Here is a 20,394-nt window from a genome sequence, read left to right on the forward strand (position 1 = left end):
CCTCGACGCGATCCCCGCCGAACTCCCCCTGACCGCCGTCGTCCACACCGCCGGCATCCTCGACGACGGCGTCATCGAATCCCTCACCCCCGAACGGTTCGCGGCGGTCCTGCGTCCCAAGGCCGACGCCGCCCGCAACCTCCACGACCTCACCGCCGGCCTCGACCTGTCGGCGTTCGTCCTCTTCTCCTCCTTCGCCGGCGCGGTCGGCGGAGCCGGACAGGCCAACTACGCCGCCGCCAACGCCTTCCTGGACTCCTTCGCCGACCAGCGCCGCGCCGACGGACTGCCCGCCACCGCCATCGCCTGGGGCGCCTGGGCCGAAGGCGGCATGGCCGAGGACGAGGCCGCCGTCGGCGAACGCCTGCGCCGCCACGGCATCCGCCCGATGCGGCCCCCGCACGCCATCACCGGACTCCAGCAGGCCCTGGACCACGGCGACGCCTGCCTGGCCGTGGCCGACATCGACTGGGCCCTTTTCGCACCCGGCTTCACCACCGTCCGGCCCAGCCCCCTGCTCACCGGGATCGAGGAAGCCCGCCCCCGCACCACCACGGAACCCGACTGGCGCGAGCACATCACCCTGCTCCCCGACGCCGAACGCGCCGCCGCCCTCCTGGACCTCGTACGCACCCAGGCCGCGGCCGTCCTCGGACACGACGGCCCCGGGGCGGTCACCCCGACCCAGCCCTTCCGGGAACTCGGCTTCGACTCCCTCACCGCCGTCGACCTGCGCAACGTCCTCGGCGCCCGCACCGGGCTGAACCTGGCCACGACCGTCGTCTTCGACCACCCCAGCCCCCAGGCCCTCGCCGAGCACCTCGACGCCGAACTCGGCGGCAGCGCCGCCGCCCGCCTCCTCGCCGACCTCGACCGCGTCGAGGACGCCCTCGCCGTCCTCGACGCCCCCGACGTACGGGCGGAGGTCGTGACCCGGCTCCAGAACCTGCTGGCCCGCGCCGGCACCGCACCCGGGCCCGGCTCCGGCTCCGGCCCGGACGACGAAACGGGTGCCGGCACCCGACCGACCTTGGACACGGCGGACGACCTCTTCGCCTACATCGACCAGAAATACGGGACCCGCTGACATGGTGAACGAGACCAAGCTCCTGGAATACCTCAAGCGGGTCACGGCCGACCTGGACGAGGCGAACCGGCGCCTGAAGGACGCCGAGGACCTCAGCCACGAGCCGATCGCGATCGTCGGCATGGGCTGCCGCTTCCCCGGCGGCGTCCACACCGCCGAGCAGCTGTGGACCCTCCTCGCCGACGGCACCGACGCCCTCGCCCCCTTCCCCGACGACCGCGGCTGGGACCTCGCCGCGCTCTACGACCCCGACCCCGACCGGGCCGGCACCAGCTACGTCCGCGAAGGCGGATTCCTCGACGGAGCCGCCGACTTCGACCCCGCCTTCTTCGGCATCAGCCCGCGCGAGGCCCGCGCCATGGACCCCCAGCAGCGCCTGCTCCTGGAGGTCGCCTGGGAGGCCCTGGAACGCTCCGGCCTCGACCCGGCCGCCCTGCGCGGCAGCCGCGCCGGCGTCTTCGTCGGCACCAACGGCCAGGACTACGGCACCCTGTTCGGCTCCACCCCCGAAGAGGGCCTCGAAGGCTACATCGGCACCGGCAACGCGGCGAGCGTCCTCTCCGGCCGGCTGTCCTACGTCCTCGGCCTCGAAGGCCCCGCCGTCACCGTCGACACCGCCTGCTCCTCCTCCCTGGTGTCCCTGCACCTGGCCGCCGAGGCACTGCGCCGCGGCGAATGCGCCCTGGCCCTCGCCGGCGGCGCCACGGTCATGGCCACCCCCCGCGTCTTCGTCGAGTTCAGCCGGCAGCGCGGGCTCGCCGCCGACGGCCGCTGCAAGCCCTTCGCCGCCGCCGCGGACGGCACCGGCTGGGGCGAGGGCGCGGGCCTGCTCGTCCTCGAACGGCTCTCCGACGCCCGTCGGGCCGGCCGCCCCGTCCTCGCGGTCCTGCGCGGCTCGGCCGTCAACCAGGACGGCGCCTCCAACGGACTCACCGCACCCAACGGCACCGCCCAGCAGCGCGTCATCCGCCAGGCCCTCGCCAACGCCCGGCTGTCCCCGGACATGGTCGACGCGGTCGAGGCCCACGGCACCGGCACCAGGCTCGGCGACCCCATCGAAGCCCACGCCCTGCTCGCCACGTACGGCCGCAAGCGCACCGCCGACCGGCCGCTGTGGCTCGGCTCCGTCAAGTCGAACCTGGGCCACACCCAGGCCGCGGCGGGCGTAGCCGGCGTGATGAAGATGGTCCTCGCCATCCAGCACGGCACCCTGCCCCGGACCCTGCACGTCGACGAGCCGACACCGCACGCGGACTGGTCGGCCGGAGGCGTACGCCTGCTGACCGAGCCCACGCCCTGGCCCGAGACGGGCGAACCGCGCCGCGCAGGCGTGTCGGCCTTCGGCGTCAGCGGCACCAACGCCCACCTGATCGTCGAACAGGCCGCCCCCGAGGACGCCCAGCCGGCCCCGGACCGGACGCACGAGCCGCGCACCCCCCGCGCCGCCGCCGCGCCGTGGCTGCTGTCGGCCCACACCCCCGAAGCACTGCGCGCACGGGCCGACCAGCTCCGCTCGTACGCCCAGGACCACCCGGAGCTGGACCCCGCCGACCTGGCCCACTCCCTCGCCCTGTCAACGCCCTTCGCCCACCGGGGCGTGGTGCCGGGCGCCGACCGGGACGCACTCGTCGAGGGCATCGCCTCCGGCGGGAAGTCCGCGTTCCTCTTCTCGGGTCAGGGCGCGCAGCGCCCGGGGATGGGGCGTGAGCTGTACGAGGCGCAGCCGGTGTTCGCGGCCGCGTTCGACGAGGTGTGCGCGCACTTCGACTTCCCGCTGAAGGAGATCGTCTTCGGCGGCGGGGACGAGGTCCACCGCACGGAGAACACCCAGCCGGCGCTGTTCGCCATCGAGGTGGCGCTCTACCGGTTGGCGGAGTCCTACGGCGTCCGCCCGGACTTCGTGGCGGGCCACTCGATCGGCGAGATCGCCGCCGCGCACGTCGCCGGAGTGCTGTCGCTCGCCGACGCCGCCCGTCTGGTGGCGGCCCGCGGCGCCCTGATGGGCGCCCTGCCGGAGGGCGGCGCCATGGTCTCGATCCGTGCCACCGAGGAGGAGATACGCCCGCTGCTGTCGGCCGATGCCGACATCGCGGCGGTCAACGGCCCGGCCTCCGTGGTCATTTCGGGCGCGGAACAGGCCGTCCTCGAAGTGGCCGCGCAGCTGGCGGACCAGGGTCGCAAGACCAAGCGCCTCACGGTCTCGCACGCCTTCCACTCGCCCCTCATGGAGCCGATGCTCGACGCGTTCCGCGAGGTCGCCGAGACCCTGACCCACGGGACCCCGGCCATCCCGGTCGTCTCCAACGTCACCGGTGAGCAGATCACGGAGTTCACGGCCGAGTACTGGGTCGAGCACGTCCGCGGCGCGGTCCGCTTCGCCGACGGGGTCGCCCACCTGGCCGCGCAGGGCGTCGCCCACTTCCTGGAGCTGGGCCCGCAAGGCGTCCTCGCCGCCATGGCGGGGGAGTCCCTCCCCGAGGCCTTCTCCGGGCTCCTCGCCCCCGTCCTGCGCAAGGACCGCCCCGAGCCGGAGGCCTTCCTCGGCGCCCTCGCCGAGGCCTGGACCCGCGGCCTCCCCGTCGACTGGCAGCCCCTGCTGCCCGCCGGACGCCGCGTCGACCTGCCCACGTACCCCTTCCAGCGGCAGCGCTACTGGCCCGAGACGACCGCCCTCGGCGACGTCGCCGCCGCCGGCCTGGGTGCGGCCGACCACCCCCTGCTCGGCGCCATGGTGACCCTGGCCGAGGCGGACCAGGTGCTGTTCACCGGCAGCCTCTCCCTGCGGACCCACCCCTGGCTCGCCGACCACGCCGTCCTGGGCACCGTGTTCGTCCCCGGCACCGCCTTCGTGGAGCTGGCCGTCCGCGCCGGTGACCAGGTCGGCTGCGCCCGCCTCGACGAACTCACCATCGAGGCGCCGCTGGTCCTCCCCGAACAGGGCGCGGTCCAGCTCCAGGTCGGCGTCGGACCCGTCGACGCGGACGGCCGCCGCTCCCTGACCTTCCACTCCCGCCACACCGACGAGCCGTGGACCCGGCACGCCGCCGGCACCCTGACGGCCGACCCCTCCCCGGCCGCCGCCCCGCCCGGCACCGACCTGGGCGAATGGCCCCCCGCTGGCGCCGAGCCGGTGTCCGTCGAAGGCCTCTACGACCACCTCGTCGACGTCGGCTTCGGCTACGGACCCGCCTTCCAGGGACTGCGGGCGGCATGGCGCCGCGGCGACGACGTGTTCGCCGAGGTACGGCTGCCGCAGGAGACCGAAGCCGCCCGCTTCGGCCTGCACCCCGCCCTGCTGGACGCCGCCCTGCACGCCGTCGGGCTCGGCGACTTCGTCGCCGATTTTCTCCGCGAGCCTCCCGTTCTCCTGGCGCGGCGTGACCCTCCACGCGGCCGGCGCCCCGGCACTGCGCGTACGGCTGTCGCCGGCCGGCCCCGACACCGTGTCCCTGGACGCGGCCGACCAGACGGGCGCCCCCGTCGCCACCGTCGAGGCGCTCGCCCTGCGCCCGGCCGCCGCGCAGCGCACGCACCGGCACCGCGACTCCCTCTTCCGCGTCGACTGGGCCGCCCTGCCCCAGCCCGCTCCCGCCGCCCCCGTACAGCCGGCCGGTGCGCCGCCGTGCTGGATCGCCTCCGCCGCCGACCTGGCCGCCCTGGACACCGTCCCCGACGCCGTGTTCGTCCGCTGCCCCCGCACCGGCGACGACCTCGTCCCCGCGGCCCACACCGGTGCGCACCGCGTCCTGGAACTCCTCCAGGCCTGGCTCGCCGACCCCCGTTGCACCTCATCGCAGCTGGTCCTGGTGACCCGCGGCGCCCTGGCCGTCCGGCAGGGCGAGCCGGTCCACGACCTGGGCCAGGCGCCGCTGTGGGGCCTCGTCCGGTCCGCGCAGGCCGAGAACCCGGGCAGCTTCCGCCTGATCGACGTCACCGGCCCCGACGACGACCCGTTCGACACCCCGGACGCCACCGCCGCACTGCACGCCCTGCTGGCCCTCGACGAGCCGCAGCTCGCCCTCCGCGACGGCACCCCGTACGCCCCCCGGCTGGCCCGCGTCCCCGCCCCCGCCGAGCCCCGGGAGTGGAACCCCGACGGCACCGTCCTGATCACCGGCGGCACCGGCGGTCTCGGCGCCCTGCTGGCCCGCCACCTGGTGGCCGAGCACGGCGTACGCCACCTCGTGCTGGCCGGCCGGCGCGGCCCGGCCGCCGAGGGCGCCGGCGAACTCGCCGCCGCGCTCACCGGCGCGGGCGCCCACGTACGGATCGAGGCCTGCGACGTCGGCGACCGCGCCGACCTGGCGCGGCTGCTCGCCCGGATCACCGCCGAGCGGCCGCTGACGGCGGTCGTGCACGCGGCCGGCGTCCTCGACGACGGCGTGATCGGCTCGCTGGCACCCGACCGGCTGGACACCGTACTGCGCCCCAAGCTCGACGCGGCCTGGCACCTGCACGAGCTGACCCGGGAGGCCGACCTCGCGGCGTTCGTGCTGTTCTCCTCGGCCGCCGGCGTCTTCGGCGCCCCCGGCCAGGCCGGCTACGCCGCCGCGAACGCCTTCCTCGACGCGCTCGCCCAGCACCGCACCGCCCAGGGCCTCAGCGCCGTGTCCCTGGCCTGGGGCCTGTGGGCGGAGGGCGGCGGCATGGGCGGCCGCCTCGCCGACCACGACACCCGGCGCATCACCGGCTCCGGCGTCGCCGCCCTGTCCGCCGCCGACGGCCTGGAACTCTTCGACCTGGCGGGCGGCCTCGACGAGCCGCTGCTCGTCCCCGCCCGCCTGGACCTCAACCCGCCCGCGGGGCGCCGCACGGAACACCACGCCCCCGGGCACTGCTGCGCGGGCCTCGTCCGCGGGACCGGCACGGAGGAGGGCCGCGTCGGGCCCGGCCACCCCGCGCACCCAGTGGACCGAACGGCAGCTCGCCGACATGGTCCGCAGCCACGTCAGCGCCGTACTGGGCCACGCGAACGCGCAGGCCGTCGACCTCGGCCGGGCGTTCACCGAGCTGGGCTTCGACTCCCTCACCGCCGTCGAGCTCCGCAACCGGCTCACCACCGAGACGGGCCTGCGGCTCTCGGCCACCCTCATCTTCGACTACCCCACCCCGGCCGCCCTCGTGGAGCACCTGCGCGCCGGCCTGACCGAGGCCCCGGCCACCGCCGCCACCGCCCCGGCCGCCGCGACCCCCGGCGCCGGCACCGAAGACGACCCCATCGCGATCGTCGGCATGAGCTGCCGCTATCCCGGCGGAGTGCGCTCGCCCGAGGACCTGTGGCGGCTGGTGGCCGCGGGCGGCGACGGCATCGCCGCGTTCCCGACCGACCGCGGCTGGGACCTCGACGGCCTCTTCGACGACGACCCCGACGCGGCCGGCCGCTCGTACGTCAGCGAAGGCGGATTCCTCTACGACGCCGCCGACTTCGACGCCGGCTTCTTCGGCATCTCGCCGCGCGAGGCCCTCGCCATGGACCCCCAGCAGCGGCTCCTCCTGGAAACCGCCTGGGAAGCCTTCGAACGCGCCGGCATCGACCCGACGTCCGTGCGCGGCACCGCAACCGGCGTGTTCGCCGGCGTCATGTACCACGACTACGCCTCCCGCCTGGGCGAGGTCCCCGAGGGCATCGACGGCTACCTGAGCACCGGCAACGCCGGCAGCGTCCTGTCCGGCCGCGTCTCCTACGTCCTCGGCCTGGAGGGCCCGGCCGTCACCGTCGACACCGCCTGCTCCTCCTCCCTCGTCGCCCTGCACCTGGCCGCCCAGGCCCTGCGGTCCGGCGAGTGCACGATGGCCCTGGCCGGCGGCGCGACCGTGATGGCCACCCCCAACACGTTCGTGGAGTTCTCCCGGCAGCGCGGCCTGTCCTTCGACGGCCGCTGCAAGTCCTTCGCCGCGGCCGCCGACGGCACCGGCTGGGGCGAGGGCGCCGGCATGCTGCTGCTGGAGCGGCTCTCCGACGCCCGACGCAACGGCCACCAGGTCCTCGCCGTCATCCGCGGCTCCGCCGTCAACCAGGACGGCGCCTCCAACGGCCTCACCGCCCCCAACGGCCCCTCCCAGCAGCGCGTCATCCGCCAGGCCCTGGGCAACGCCGGCCTGGGCGTCCAGGACGTCGACGCCGTCGAGGCCCACGGCACCGGAACCAAGCTCGGCGACCCGATCGAGGCGCAGGCCGTCCTCGCCACGTACGGGCAGGACCGGCCCGAGGACCAGCCGCTGTGGCTGGGCTCCCTCAAGTCCAACATCGGCCACACCCAGGCCGCCTCCGGCGTCGGCGGCGTCATCAAAATGGTCGAGGCGATGCGCCACGGCGTCCTGCCCCGCACCCTCCACGTCGACGAGCCCACCCCGCACGTCGACTGGTCGGCCGGCGCCGTACGCCTGCTGACCGAACCCGTGCCGTGGCCCGAGACCGGACGGGCCCGCCGCTCCGGCGTGTCCTCGTTCGGCGTCAGCGGCACCAACGCCCACGTCATCGTGGAACAGGCCCCCCTCGAAGGGCCCACCGCCCCCGAGCCCACCCCCCGGCCGGCCCCCGCACCGGGCACGGCACTGCCGTGGGTGCTGTCCGCCAAGTCCGACGGCGCCCTGCGCGGCCAGGCCCGCAACCTCCTCGCCGCCCTGGACGGCCTGACCGCCCCGGGATCCCCCGAAGAAGACCCCCGCCACGCCCTCGCCGACATCGGCGGCTCCCTCGCGTCCTCCCGCGCCGCCCTGGAACACCGGGCCGCCGTGGTCGCCGACGACCCCGCCGCCTTCGCCGAAGCGCTGGCCGCCCTGGCCGCCGGCGAGCCCTCCCCGCGCCTGCTGCGGGGATCGTCGCGCACCGCCGCCAAGGCCGTGTTCGTCTTCCCCGGCCAGGGCTCCCAGTGGGCCGGGCATGGCCCACGAACTGCTCGGCTCCGCACCGGTGTTCGCCGACCGGCTGGCCGCCTGCGAAAAGGCCCTCGCGCCCCACGTCGACTGGTCGCTGCGCGAAGCCCTCACCGACGAGGCCGCCCTGACCCGGGTCGACGTGGTCCAGCCCGCCCTGTGGGCGGTGATGGTCTCCCTCGCCGCACTGTGGCGCTCCCACGGCGTCGAACCGGCCGCCGTGGTCGGCCACTCGCAGGGCGAGATCGCCGCCGCCTGCGTCGCCGGAGCGCTCACCCTCGACGACGCGGCCCGCGTCGTCGCCCTGCGCAGCAAGGCCCTCCTGGCCCTCTCCGGCCGCGGCGGCATGGTCTCCCTGCCGCTGTCCCGCGAGGAGGCCGCCGCACACCTGGGCGACCGGCTGTCGCTCGCCGCCGTCAACGGCCCCCGCTCCGTGGTGGTCTCCGGCGACGTCGAGGCCTGCGAAGCGGTGCTCGCCGCCGTCGAGGGCGCCCGCCGGATCCCCGTGGACTACGCCTCCCACTCCGCCCACGTGGAGGAGATCCGCACGGACGTCCTGGACGCCCTCGCCGGGATCACCCCCCGCCCGGCCGACATCCCGTTCCTGTCCACGGTCGACGCCGCCTGGCTCGAAGGCACCGAAATGGACGAGCGGTACTGGTACCGCAACCTCCGCCAGAGCGTCCTGCTCGCCGACGTCACCGAAACCCTCGTCCACGAGGGCCACGGCGTGTTCATCGAGGTCAGCCCGCACCCCGTCCTCGTCCACGGCCTCCCCGACACCGCGCTGGGCACCCTGCGCCGTGGCGACGGCGGCCCCGCCCGCTTCACCGCCGCCCTCGCCGAGGCGCACGTCCACGGAGTGCCGGTCGACTGGGACACCGTCTTCCCCGGCGCCCGCCGGGTCGACCTTCCCACGTACGCCTTCCAGCGCGAGCGGTTCTGGCTGGACGGCACCGACGCCGCGGGCGACATGGCCTCCGCGGGCCTGGACGCCGCCGGGCACCCCCTCCTCGGCGCGACGGTGACGGTCGCCGCCTCCGACGACCAGCTCTTCACCGGCCGCCTCTCCCTGACGGCACAGCCCTGGCTGGCCGACCACGCCGTGGCCGGCACCGTCCTGCTGCCCGGCACCGCCTTCGTGGAACTCGCCCTGCACGCAGGCCTCCGGACCGGCCACGCCCACCTGGAGGAACTGACCCTGGAAGCCCCGCTGGCGCTGCCCGGGCGGGGCGCCGTCCAGGTCCAGCTCGCCGTGGGCCCCGCCGGCCCGGACGGGCGGCGCACGGTCACCACGTACGCCCGCTCCGCCCAGGAGAACGGCGAACCCTGGACCCGCCACGCCACCGGCGTCCATGACCACTGCCCCGGCCGGCAAAAAAAAAAACCGCCCCCACCGGAGGGGACTGGCCGCCGGCCGGCGCCCAACCCCTCGACCTGACCGGCTTCTACGACCGGCTCGCCGACTCCGGACTCGGCTACGGGCCGGCGTTCCAGGGGCTGCGCGCGGCCTGGCGGCTCGGCGAGGAGGTGTACGCCGAGGTCGGCCTCGACCGCGACCAGCAGGAGGCCGCGGGCCGCTTCGGCCTCCACCCGGCCCTCCTCGACGCCGCCCTGCACGCCGTGGGCCTCGGCTCCTTCCTCGACGGCCCCGGCGTCCGCCTCCCGTTCTCCTGGAACGGCGTCCACCTGCACACGTCCGGCGCACGCGACCTGCGGATCCGGGTGAGCCCCGCCGGCGGGGACGCGGTCTCCCTCGCCGTCACCGACCCGGCCGGCCTGCCCGTGGCGACCGTCGACTCCCTGGCCCTGCGCCCCGTCGCCACCGGACAACTCGCGCAGCGGGACACCCTGTTCGCGCTGGACTGGGTGGCGCCGGTCCCGGCGTCCGAGCCCGTCGCCGTCGGCACGGTGTGCGAGGTGGACACCTCGGGCGGCGTGCGCGCGGCCCTGGGCCGGGCCCTGGAGGTGCTCCAGGACTCCCTGGCGAGCCCTGCGGACGAGCGCGTGGTGTTCGTGACGCGCGGCGCCGTGGGCGACGAGGTCCGCGACCTGGCGGGTGCGGCGGTGTGGGGCCTGGTGCGTTCGGCCCAGTCGGAACACCCGGGCCGTTTCCACCTCCTGGACCTGGACGACGCCGTGGACCCGGCCCCCTACCTGACCTGCGCGGAACCGCAGGCCGCCGTACGCGGGGGAGCGGTACGCGTCCCACGCCTGACCCGCACCCCGGCCGCGCCGGACGCCGAGCCCCTGTCCTTCGCCGAGGACGGCACCGTCCTGATCACGGGCGGTACGGGCACCCTGGGCCGGGCGGTCGCCCGTCACCTGGTCACCGGACACGGTGTCCGCCACCTGCTCCTGGCCAGCCGCTCCGGCGGCGCCGAGGACCTGGTCGCGGAACTGTCGGAACTGGGCGCCTCGGTGACGGTCGCCGCCTGCGACGCGGCCGACCGCGACGCCCTGACCGCCCTCCTGGCCGCCATCCCCGCCACCCACCCCCTGACCGCCGTGGTCCACACCGCGGGCGTCCTGGACGACGGCGTGATCGAGTCCCTCACCCCCGAGCGCTTCGACACGGTGCTGCGCCCCAAGGTGGACGCGGCCCGCAACCTCCACGAACTCACCGCGGACCTGGACCTGTCGGCGTTCGTGCTGTTCTCGTCCGCCTCGGGCCTGCTCGGCGCCCCCGGTCAGGGCAACTACGCCGCCGCCAACGCCTACCTGGACGCCCTCGCCCAGCACCGCCGCTCCCTCGGCCTGCCCGGCATCTCCCTCGCCTGGGGCCTGTGGGCCGAACGCAGCGGCATGACCGGCGCCCTCGACGCCGGCGACGTCGACCGCATCACCCGCGGCGGCGTGGCCGCCCTCGCCACCGAGGAGGCCCTCGCGCTCCTCGACACCGCCCCCGCCCTCGACCGGGCCCTCGCGGTGCCGATCCGCCTGGACCTGCCCGCCCTGCGCACCCGCGCCCGCCACGAGCCGCTCCCGCCCCTGCTGCACGGCCTGGTGCCGTCCCCGCTCCGGCGGACGGCGGGCACCCCCGCCGCCGTCCCCGCCATCGACCCGGAGGACCTCCTCACCCTCGTACGGGCCCACACCGCCACCGTCCTCGGCCACAGCTCCGCCGACCGGATCGAACCGGACCGCAAGTTCCTGGAGATGGGCTTCGACTCGCTCACCTCCGTGCGCCTGCGCGGCAGCCTCAACACCGCGACCGGCCTGAGACTGTCCGCCACGGCCGTCTTCGACCACCCGACCCCCGCCGACCTCGCCGACCACATGCGCGGCGAACTCGCCGCGGCCCGGACCCCGCAGGCGCCGGAACCCGCGGGCCCGCCCGCGACGGCGCAGCCCCTCGCCGCGCTCTACCGGCAGGCCTGCGCGGACGGCAAGGTCAAGGAGGCCACCGACCTGCTCGTCGCGGCCTCCCTGCTGCGCCCCTCCTTCACCACGGCCGGCACGGACAGCGCCCCGGCACCGGTCACCCTGTCCAGCAGCACCGGCGGCACCGGCGGCACCGGCAGCACCGGCGGCGCCGGCGGGTCAGGCGGTCCGGCACTGATCTGCCTGCCCTCGGTCACCGCCCTGTCCAGCCCCCACCAGTTCGCCCGCTTCGCCGCACCCTTCCGCGAGCACCGGGACGTCCACGTCCTCCCGCTCCCCGGCTACGGCGAGGGCGAGCCGCTGCCCGCCACCGCCGACGCCCTCGTCGCACACCTGGCCGCCGAGGTGCTGCGCCTCGCGGACGGCGCACCGTTCGCCCTGGCCGGGTACTCCTCCGGAGGCTGGCTCGCCCAGGAGGTCACCGCCCACCTCGAACGCGGGGGCGCCACCCCCGCCGCCCTGGTACTGCTCGACACGTTCCTGCCCGGCGACGCGGCCCAGCCCGCGTTCCGCTCCCGGATGACCGACGCCATGTTCGAACGGGAGGACGCCTTCGGCTGGATGACCGACCTCAGGCTCACGGCCATGGGCGGCTACTTCCGGCTCTTCCCGGCCTGGCGGCCCACCGCCACCGCCGTACCGACGCTGCTCGTCAGAGCGGGCCGCGACCTGGTCGAAGGCGGCGGTCACCGGGCGTCCTGGCCGCTGCCCCACACGGCGGTGGACGTACCGGGCGACCACTTCACGATGATGGAGGACGACGCCCGGGCCGCGGCCGCCGCCGTCGACCACTGGCTGACGGAGGCCGCGGCATGACGACCAGCACCGCTCCGGCACCCCGCACCGGCCTCGGCCGGGACGTCTGGAAGGCCGCCACCGTCGTGATCGTGGGAGCGACGATGTCGTTCCTGGACTCGACGATCGTCAACGTCGCGCTCAGCGCGCTCGGTACGGACTTCCGGGCCCCGCTGAACACCGTCCAGTGGGTGGTCACCGCCTACCTCCTCGCCGTCGCCGCGGTCATCCCGGTCTCCGGCTGGGCCGCCCGCCGCTTCGGCGCCCGCCGCACCTACGTGGCCGCCGTCGTCCTGTTCACCCTGGGCTCCGCGCTCTGCGCGGCCGCCCAGGACGCCGGACAGCTCATCGCCTTCCGTGCGGTCCAGGGCCTCGGCGGCGGGCTGATCATGCCCGTCGGACAGATGATCCTGGCCCGCACGGCCGGCCCGGCGAACATGTCCCGGGTCATGGCGACGGTGGGCGTACCCATCGTGCTGGCCCCGGTCTTCGGCCCGTTCATCGGCGGGCTCCTGCTCCACTACGCCGACTGGAGGTGGATCTTCCTGGTCAACCTGCCCGTGGGTGCCGCCGCCGTCCTGTGCGCCGTGTGCCTGCTGCCGGCCGACCGTCCGGAGGCGGCCCCGCCGCTGGACGTCCCGGGCCTGGCCGCGATCTCCACCGGCATGGCCGTCCTCACGTACGGGCTGGGCAGCACCGACACCGGATCCCTGACCGTGCCCCTGCTCTGCGTCGCCGTCGGCACCGCCCTCCTCGTCCTCTTCACGATCCGCACCCTCAACACCGCCCACCCGCTCTTCGACGTCCGCCTCTACCGCGACCGGGTCTTCCGCGCCGCGTCCCTCACCACGTTCCTCCTGTCCATGGGCATGTACGCGGGCATGGTGCTGATGCCGCTGTACTTCCAGGACGTCCGGCACGAGGACCCGGTCGCCACCGGCATGCTGCTGGTGCCGTCGAGCATCGGCGCGGCGGCGGCCACCTGGCTCTCGGGGCGGGCCGCCGAACGCCTCGGCACCGGCCGGACCGCCCTCGCCGGCGCCGGCCTCAGCCTGGCGGCGGCGGTGCCGTTCGTGTTCGTCGGCACCGACACGTCCTACGCGCTGATCGGGACGGCCATGACCGTCTCGGGATTCGGCGCCGGACTGTCCGTCATGCCCGCCATGACCACCGCGTTCCGCAGCCTCGACCCGCAGAAGATCAGCGACGCCTCACCGCAGCTGAGCATCCTGCAACGGCTGGGCGGCTCGCTCGCGACGGCGGTGCTCGTCACCGTCCTGCAGCGCGGCCTCGACGGTGCCGATGGCCGCCCGCACGACCAGGCGTCCGCCTTCGCGGTCACCTTCGGATGGTCCCTGGCCCTCGCCGCCGCGGCCGCGCTGTCCGCCGTCCTGCTGGCCCGGGCACAGCGCCGCCCGGACGCCCCCGAACCCACCCGCTGAGGGGAAAACCGCATGCCCGTCGGAACAGAACCCGCCCCCACGGAGACCACGGCCCTCCTCGCCCAGCTGGGCGAAGAGGTCCTGCTCCACCAGGTCGACGCCATCGACGACCGGATCATCGCCCTGGTCGCCGACCGCGTCGCCCTCGTCAACGAGATCCAGCGCGACCGGACCGCCGCCGGCGGCCCCGGCACCCGCCTGTCCCGGGAGACGCAGGTCATCGCCCGGTACGGCAACAGCCTCGGCCGCCCCGGCGTCGAGCTGGCCCTGCTCCTGCTGAACCTCTGCCGCTACCGCGGCAGGGGTTCGGCGGCCGCCGCCCAGGCGGCCCGCCACTCCTGAACCCGCGGTGAGGGGCCGGCGGCGACGTCGGCCCCCACCCACCCGGTGACCGGCCGCAGCCCGTGCAGCGCGTTGGTGACCCACACCTCGCGCCCGCCCAGCTCCGCCGGCCGCACCCGGGCCGGCCGCACCGCGATGCCCAGCCCGGCGGCGCGCCGCACCACCCACGCCGCGGTCACCCCCGCCAGGACCGGCAGCCCGGGATCGACCACGCACAGCACGTCCCCGTCCCACCACACCAGGTTCGCCGTGGCGGTCTCCAGGACGCAGCCGTCCCCGCCCACGAGCAGCGCGTCGTCCGCGCCCGCCGCGACGGCCCGCGACCGCAGCGCCCCCAGCGCCCCCAGGTCCGGCCCCTTGCGCCGGGGCGTGCGCCGCGGATCCCCGCCCCCGGCCCACAGCCGTACCGCCTCGGTCCGCGCGGGCGCCGGCCGCACCCGCAGCTGAAGCCGGCCCCCCACCAGCTCCACCCGGGGGAACCACCACCCCCGCCGGGGCAGCGCCCGCGCGACGGCCTCCGGGAAACCCTCCAGTGCGGGCCCGCCCGCCTCGGCCACGGCCGCGCCGAACCGCCGCCAGTGCGCCGGCAGTTCGCGTACCCGCCCCTCCTCGACGAGCCAGGAGTCGGCCGCCGCCAGCTCCCCGGCCGCCTCGCCCTCGACGAGCCCTTCCGGCCCGTACAGGAGGACCCGCTCCCCGCCTTCACCGGCACCCGCCGACCTCGTTGTCATGCCCTGGAGCATAGAGCGCCGCACGCCCTCTTGCGTACACCGTACCCATTGTGCGTACAGTGTGCGCAGCACTGAACGGTGTACGCGCCGAGTGGGCCTCATCAACGGGACGCACCGACGAAGAACGAAAGGGAAAGACCCATGGAAAGCAGGAACCCCCGCCGCTGGTGGATCCTGATCGTGCTGTGCCTGAGCTCACTGGTCCTGGTCGTCGACTCCATGGCCCTGACGGTCGCGGTGCCGTCCCTGACCACGGACCTCGGCGCGAGCGCGCAGGACACCCAGTGGATCCTGGACTCCTACATCCTGGTCTTCGCCGGGCTCCTGCTCACCTCCGGCAGCCTCGGCGACCGCTTCGGCCGCCGGCTGATCATGCTGGTCGGCCTGGTCCTCTTCGGTGCGGCCTCCCTCGCCGCGACCTACTGCTCCAGCCCCGGCGAGGTGATCGCCGTACGCGTCGCGATGGGCGTCGGCGGCGCGCTCATCATGCCGTCCACCCTCTCCATCCTCATCACCGTCTTCGACGAGGACGAGCGGCCCAAGGCGATGGCGGCCTGGGGCTCGGTCTCGATGCTCGGCCTGGTGGGCAGCCCGGTCCTCGGCGGCGTCCTGATCGACCACTTCTCCTGGCAGTCGATCTTCTTCATCAACGTCCCGGTCGTCGTCCTCGCCGTGATCGCCGCCCTCACCCTGATGCCCGAGTCCAAGGGCCCCTGGCAGAAGCCCGACCCGCTGGGCGCCGTCCTCTCCGCCGTCGGCATGACCGCCCTGGTCTGGTGGATCATCGAGATCCCCAAGCACGGCGCCTTCGAGGGCCGCTCCTCGATCACCCTGGTCGTCGCCCTCGCCTGCCTCGCCGGCTTCGTGATCTGGGAGAACACGACCCCCTCCCCGATGGTCCCGCTGGTCCTCTTCAAGAACCGCAACTTCAGCGGCGGTTCGCTCTCCCTGACCCTCGTCCAGATCGGCAACGGCGGCCTGCTGCTGGTCCTGACCCAGTACCTGCAGTTCGTCCTCGGCTACTCGCCCCTGAAGGCCGGCCTGGCCTTCGTCCCCCTCGCCGTCGCCGCCCTCGTCGGCAACGGAGTGGGCGCCGGCCTCGCCTCCAAGATCGGCAACCGCCCTCTGATCGTCAGCGGCATGATCGTGATGGCCGCCTCCTTCGCCCTCCTGACCACCGCCACCCCCGACAGCGGCTTCACCGTCCCGGCGGTCGCCCTCGGCCTGCTCGGCCTCGGCGCGGGTGCGGCCATGCCGGCCGCCGTCGGCGCCCTGATGGCCACCATCCCCGAGGAGAAGGCGGGCGTCGGCTCGGCCCTCAACGACACCATCGGGCAGGCCGGCAGCGCCCTCGGCATCGCGATCCTCGGCTCGCTGCTCGCCTCCGGGTTCGCCGCCGAGATGCCCTCCGGATCGCCCGAGGAGGCCAAGCACTCCATCGCCGGAGCCCTGGCCGTCGCCGGCGGGGACCAGGGCATGGTGCGCACGGCCCGCGAGGCCTTCACCACCTCGATGTCGACGACCTTCACCATCAGCGCCGCCGCCATCCTCGCCGCCGCCGTCCTCGCCGTCATGGTCATGCGGGACCAGAAGAAGACCGAACCCGCCGAACCGACCGCGTCGGAACCCGCCACCGCCTGACGGGCCCGCCCCCGAGGCCCGTCACACCCGAGAGGCCCGCACCCCCCAGGGGGTGCGGGCCTCTTCGCGCACCCGCGGCCGCCGCCGTCCCGGCCACCTTCAGGAGGTCACGTAACGGCCCGTCACGGCTTGTCGAAGGTGTAGAACCGGCGGTGGTCCAGCATGTCGGCCGGAGTCACGTTGTTCCACGGCGGCAGCACGCCCCGCAGGTCGATCACGTTCTGCGTCCGCGCCGCCGGCAGGTAGCCGGCCTTGGGGTTGCGGGCCTGCCAGTCCGCCCACAGCTTGTCGATGAAGGCGTGGTGCAGCCAGAACACCGGGTCGTTGGGGGAGGCCGCCGTGGCCATGTGCCCGCCCACCCAGACGTGCACCCGGTTGTGCAGGTTGGTCCCGCGCCAGCCCTCCAGGTGGTTGCGGAACCCGCTCGACGAGCTGTTCCAGGGCGCGGTGTCGTACACCGGCATCGCGAGCACCGAGTCCACCTCGGCCCTCGTCGGCAGCTGCGGCACCCCCGACCCCAGGACGCGCCGCAGGTAGTCGCGGCGGTCCACGCCCACCGTCACGGGCCACCGGCCGCCCCCGGCGGCGAACGGGCCGTCGAGCACCTGGCCGTCCCGGCCCCGCCTGCTGCCGCCCATGAAGTCGGAGGCCCACAGCGGGGAGTTGGCCGCCCGGTCGACGGTCCAGTCCCAGTACGGCAGCGCGACGTTGCGGTCCACCCGCTGGAGCGAGGCCTCGAAGTCCAGCAGGAACCGCCGGTGCCAGGGCAGGAACGACGGCGTGCGGTGCCCGATCCGGGGCCCGAAGTCCGAGTCGCTCATCAGGTAGTAGTTGTGGGCGTTGACGTACCGGTCGTAGACGCCGGTCCGCTTCAGCTCCAGCACCGCGTTGACGAAGGCCCGCTTCTCGTCGGGAGTCAGCGCGGCCACGCTCTTGCGCACGGTCACAGCTGCGGAGCCTCCTTCGGGAGCGTGAACGGCGCGAGTTCGGCGCCCTGGAGGTCGCGGATGGCGGCGCGGGCGGCCGCGACCGGGTCCGGGAAGCTCTCGTAGTGGTTGACGACGGTGACCCAGCTGCCGTCCGCGTTGCCCATCAGGTGCAGCTCTTTGCCGTCGATCTTGATGTTGGGCATCGGCATGCCGTGGTGCCCCGCGGCCCCCAGCGTGATCTGGATGCGGCGCCCCTCGTACACCTCGTCGATGCCGCCGGTGGGTATGGACAGGGGTGCCCCGGAAGCACCGGGGCTCCCTGAGGCACCGGCGGCACCGGAGGCCCCGGCCGCCGGGGCCGGGGCCGACGAGGACGAGCAGGCGCTCAGCCCCAGGGCGATGGACGCCCCGGTACCGATCCCCAGAGCCTGTCGGCGAGTGATCTTCTTCATGGCCTGAAGAAGTACCAGAAGGCCGAAACCCGCCGATCAGTGCCCCCTGCATCAACAGCCCGCGCCCGGGGCCAGTACCACTGGCCCCGGGCGCGGGCTGCAAGGGGAGCGCGGCTGCCACCGCGCGGCACGTCCGGTCAGGAGCGCGGCTTGACCTTCACGATGGCCTCGATCTCGACCAGCTGGTCGGCGAACGCCAGGTCCGAGACGCCGACGATGGTGTCGGTCGTGCGGTGGTTGCCCACGTACTCCTTGTGCAGCCGGGCGGCCGTGTCGAAGTTCTTGCGCAGGTCCTTGGTGTAGATCTTCATGCTGATGATCTGGCTGCGGGACACCTTGTAGTGCTTGAGGACCTTGTCCATGTTCTCGAACGACGTACGGACCTGCTTCTCGAAGTCACCGACGCCCACCAGGTTCCCGGCCGCGTCGTGCGACAGCTGCCCCGAGATGTAGATCTCGTCCCCGGCCTTGATGGCCTGCGAGTAGCCGTAGTCCTCTTCCCACGAAACCCCGAACCCGAAGTGCTCCCAGCCGCGGCGCGCCGTGTCCTGCGCACTCGCCTGCGGTCCCACGAAGGTGATCATCGCGGCCGCGGTCGCGGCCACCACGGTGGCGATGCCGAACTTGCGCCTTGACTTGGTCATTCCTGTCGTCCTTTCGTCCCCAGTGGAGCCTCGCGTCACGAAGCTCCCAGGGCGCGAAGGAGAACGCCTCGAACGGGACTCGAACGGTCCGGCGCCGGACCGCTGGGCAATCCGGGCGTCCGCCACGGCGCGTAACACCACCCGCCCCCCACAACGGCAGTACGGTCCTCCCGCGGCTTCCGCCACCACCTCGCCTCACCACGTCAGGGGATGCGCGTTGCGTCGAACCACCGTTGCCCTCACGCTGCTCGCCACCCTCGCCGCGGGCACCCCCGCCGGCGCGCGCGCCCTGCCGGCCGGGCACGACACCCCCCGCAGCGGCAGCCGCGGCACCAACGTCCTCGTCGTCGGCGTCGACAGCCGCGCCGGCCTCTCCACCGCAGAGAAGCGCCGCCTGCACGTCGGCGGCCAGGGCTGCAACTGCACCGACGTGATGATGCTCCTCCACCTCTCCGCGGACGGCCGCCGCGCCGGCGTCGTCTCCATCCCCCGCGACTCCTACGTCCAGTACCCCCTCCCCGGCCCACCCCGCTTCGGGAAGATCAACGGGGCGTACGCGATCGGCGGCGGCCCCCTGACCGTCCGCACCGTCGAACAGGTCACCGGCCTCCACGTCGACCACTACCTGGAAACCGGCTTCACCGGCTTCGAGCAGACGATCGACAACCTCGGCGGCGCCACCGTCTGCACCGACGAACCCCTCCACGACGAGAACTCCGGCCTCGACATCACCGCCGGAGTCCACCACACCGACGGCAACCGGACCCTGCGCTACGTCCGCGCCCGCCACGTCAACACCCGCCCCGGCGACCTCGGCCGGGTCCGCCGCCAGCAGCGCACCGTCACCAACCTGCTGGCCCGCCTCACCGCCGAAGGAGCCCTCACCAGCCCCGTCAACACCTTCCGCACCGTCCGCACCCTCCTGAAGACCGTCCGCACCGACGCCGCGACGGACCTGCACGACCTCGTCCGCATCGGCTGGGCCCTCGGCCGGCTCCGCGCCGACCGCACCGAGTTCGCCACCGTCCCCATCCGGCTCTTCGACCACCGCGTCCCCGGCGTCGGCTCCACCCTGGTCTGGCACGAATCCCGCTCCGCCGCCCTCTGGGACGCCCTCGCCGACGACCGCCCCCTCACCGGCGACCCCCGCATCCAGCCCGTCCCCGAAACCCCCGTCGACACCAACCCGGCCGGCATCACCCTCCGCGTGGACGACACCGCCGTCGCCGAGGCCCTCTCCCGCGGCGGCTTCCGGGCGACCGCCCGACCCGCACCCGCCGTACGCCCCGCCGGCCCGCCCGTCATCACGTACGCCCCCGCCCAGCGGGCGGACGCGGCCACCCTCGCGGCGGCCCTCCCCGGCGCTCGCCTGAACCCGGTCCCCGGCCACGCCCCCACCTTCGACGTCACCGTCGGCACCACCCCCGTCGAGGTCAAGACGGTGACCTGGGACCGCAACAAGGCCGACGGCGCCCCCGTCACCGCCAACGCCCTCCGCTGCCCGGCCGGCTGACGGGACGCCGCACCGCCCCCCGGCCGCGCCGGACGGACCCGGCAGGCAGCGGGACGTCCCGCCGGCCGGGGCCCCGCTGGCCGGCACCCGTCCGGCGGAAGCCGCGCCCTCCGGGCCGTCAGCCACCCCCGCCGGTGAACACCAACGAGGCGTTGTGCCCGCCGAAGCCGAACGAGTTGACCAGCGCCGCACCGAGTGGGCCCCGCCGCGGCCCTCCGGCGACGACGTCGAGGTCCACCCGCGGATCGAGCTCGTCGAGGTTCAGGGTGGCCGGCACGGCCTGATCGCGCAGGGCCAGGACCGCGGCGACGGCGCCCAGGGCCCCCGCCGCGCCGAAGAGGTGCCCCGTCATCGACTTGGCCGCGGTGACGGCCGGGTGGGTGCCGACGGCCTCGGCTATCGACTCGGCCTCGGTCAGGTCGCCCGTCGGGGTCGAGGTCGCGTGGGCCTGCACGTGCCCCACGTCGAGCGGCCCCAGACCGGCCGAGGCCAGGGCGAGGCGCATCGCGCGCACCTGCCCGTCCCGGTGGGCGGCGGTGATGTGGTGCGCGTCCGAGG

At 74.9% G+C, this 20,394-nt stretch carries 9 protein-coding genes and 4 pseudogenes; 8 read left to right on the forward strand and 5 right to left on the reverse strand.

Annotation, left to right across the window (positions count from 1 at the left end; translation table 11 throughout):
- From SSNG_RS37285 to SSNG_RS37310, 6 genes and pseudogenes are all read left to right on the forward strand, one after another.
- Positions 1-1,087 (forward strand): beta-ketoacyl reductase (locus SSNG_RS37285; protein ID WP_042804891.1); only part of this gene is annotated, 1,087 nt, incomplete at its 5' end.
- A 1-nt stretch (position 1,088) separates the two neighbouring features.
- Positions 1,089-6,230: pseudogene (locus tag SSNG_RS40960) on the forward strand (type I polyketide synthase); the annotation flags it as partial.
- A 68-nt stretch (positions 6,231-6,298) separates the two neighbouring features.
- Positions 6,299-11,245 (forward strand): annotated as a pseudogene (locus SSNG_RS45135) (type I polyketide synthase); the annotation flags it as partial.
- A gap of 336 nt (positions 11,246-11,581) precedes the next feature.
- Positions 11,582-12,163 (forward strand): annotated as a pseudogene (locus SSNG_RS45510) (alpha/beta fold hydrolase); the annotation flags it as partial.
- Entirely contained in the window at positions 12,160-13,584 is a 1,425-nt protein-coding gene (locus SSNG_RS37305; protein ID WP_007269170.1) for a DHA2 family efflux MFS transporter permease subunit, read from the forward strand. The pseudogene SSNG_RS45510 and the gene SSNG_RS37305, both read left to right, overlap by 4 nt.
- A 12-nt stretch (positions 13,585-13,596) precedes the next feature.
- Positions 13,597-13,926, forward strand: coding sequence for a chorismate mutase (locus SSNG_RS37310; RefSeq protein ID WP_007269171.1), 330 nt, complete (start codon positions 13,597-13,599; stop codon positions 13,924-13,926).
- Here the strand turns inward: SSNG_RS37310 and SSNG_RS37315 are convergent.
- Positions 13,875-14,657 (reverse strand): aminotransferase class IV, encoded by a 783-nt coding sequence (locus SSNG_RS37315; RefSeq protein ID WP_042804965.1) that lies wholly within the window; start codon positions 14,655-14,657, stop codon positions 13,875-13,877. The genes SSNG_RS37310 and SSNG_RS37315 overlap by 52 nt on opposite strands.
- 141 nt (positions 14,658-14,798) lie before the next feature.
- Between SSNG_RS37315 and SSNG_RS37320 the strand changes: the two genes are divergently transcribed.
- The gene (locus tag SSNG_RS37320; RefSeq protein ID WP_042804893.1) at positions 14,799-16,298 is read left to right on the forward strand and encodes an MFS transporter; all 1,500 of its coding nucleotides are present in this window, start codon (positions 14,799-14,801) and stop codon (positions 16,296-16,298) included.
- 122 nt (positions 16,299-16,420) lie between these two features.
- Here SSNG_RS37320 and SSNG_RS37325 read toward each other — a convergent pair whose 3' ends face one another.
- The 3 genes from SSNG_RS37325 to SSNG_RS37335 all read right to left on the reverse strand — a co-directional run bounded on the left by SSNG_RS37325 (position 16,421) and on the right by SSNG_RS37335 (position 18,323).
- Positions 16,421-17,245, reverse strand: a complete 825-nt coding sequence (locus tag SSNG_RS37325; protein ID WP_007269174.1) for a tyrosinase family protein — start codon at positions 17,243-17,245, stop codon at positions 16,421-16,423.
- Positions 17,242-17,679 carry a tyrosinase family oxidase copper chaperone gene (locus tag SSNG_RS37330; protein ID WP_007269175.1) on the reverse strand — a complete coding sequence of 146 codons (438 nt, stop codon included), beginning with the start codon at positions 17,677-17,679 and terminating at the stop codon, positions 17,242-17,244. Before SSNG_RS37330 ends, SSNG_RS37325 begins: the two co-directional genes overlap by 4 nt.
- A 137-nt stretch (positions 17,680-17,816) precedes the next feature.
- Complete coding sequence (locus tag SSNG_RS37335; RefSeq protein WP_128637686.1) at positions 17,817-18,323, reverse strand: RidA family protein; 507 nt, start codon at positions 18,321-18,323, stop codon at positions 17,817-17,819.
- A 217-nt stretch (positions 18,324-18,540) separates the two neighbouring features.
- Here SSNG_RS37335 and SSNG_RS37340 point away from each other — a divergent pair, with 217 nt between their 5' ends.
- A complete protein-coding gene (locus SSNG_RS37340; RefSeq protein WP_128637687.1) occupies positions 18,541-19,836 on the forward strand; it encodes an LCP family protein in 1,296 nt (431 codons plus the stop codon).
- Between the two features lie 118 nt (positions 19,837-19,954).
- On the opposite strand, the pseudogene SSNG_RS37345 reads toward SSNG_RS37340, so the two are convergent.
- Positions 19,955-20,394: pseudogene (locus SSNG_RS37345) on the reverse strand (beta-ketoacyl-ACP synthase); the annotation flags it as partial.

Origin of the sequence: Streptomyces sp. C (assembly GCF_000158895.1) — a bacterium.
Taxonomy (GTDB): Bacteria; Actinomycetota; Actinomycetes; order Streptomycetales; family Streptomycetaceae; genus Streptomyces; species Streptomyces racemochromogenes.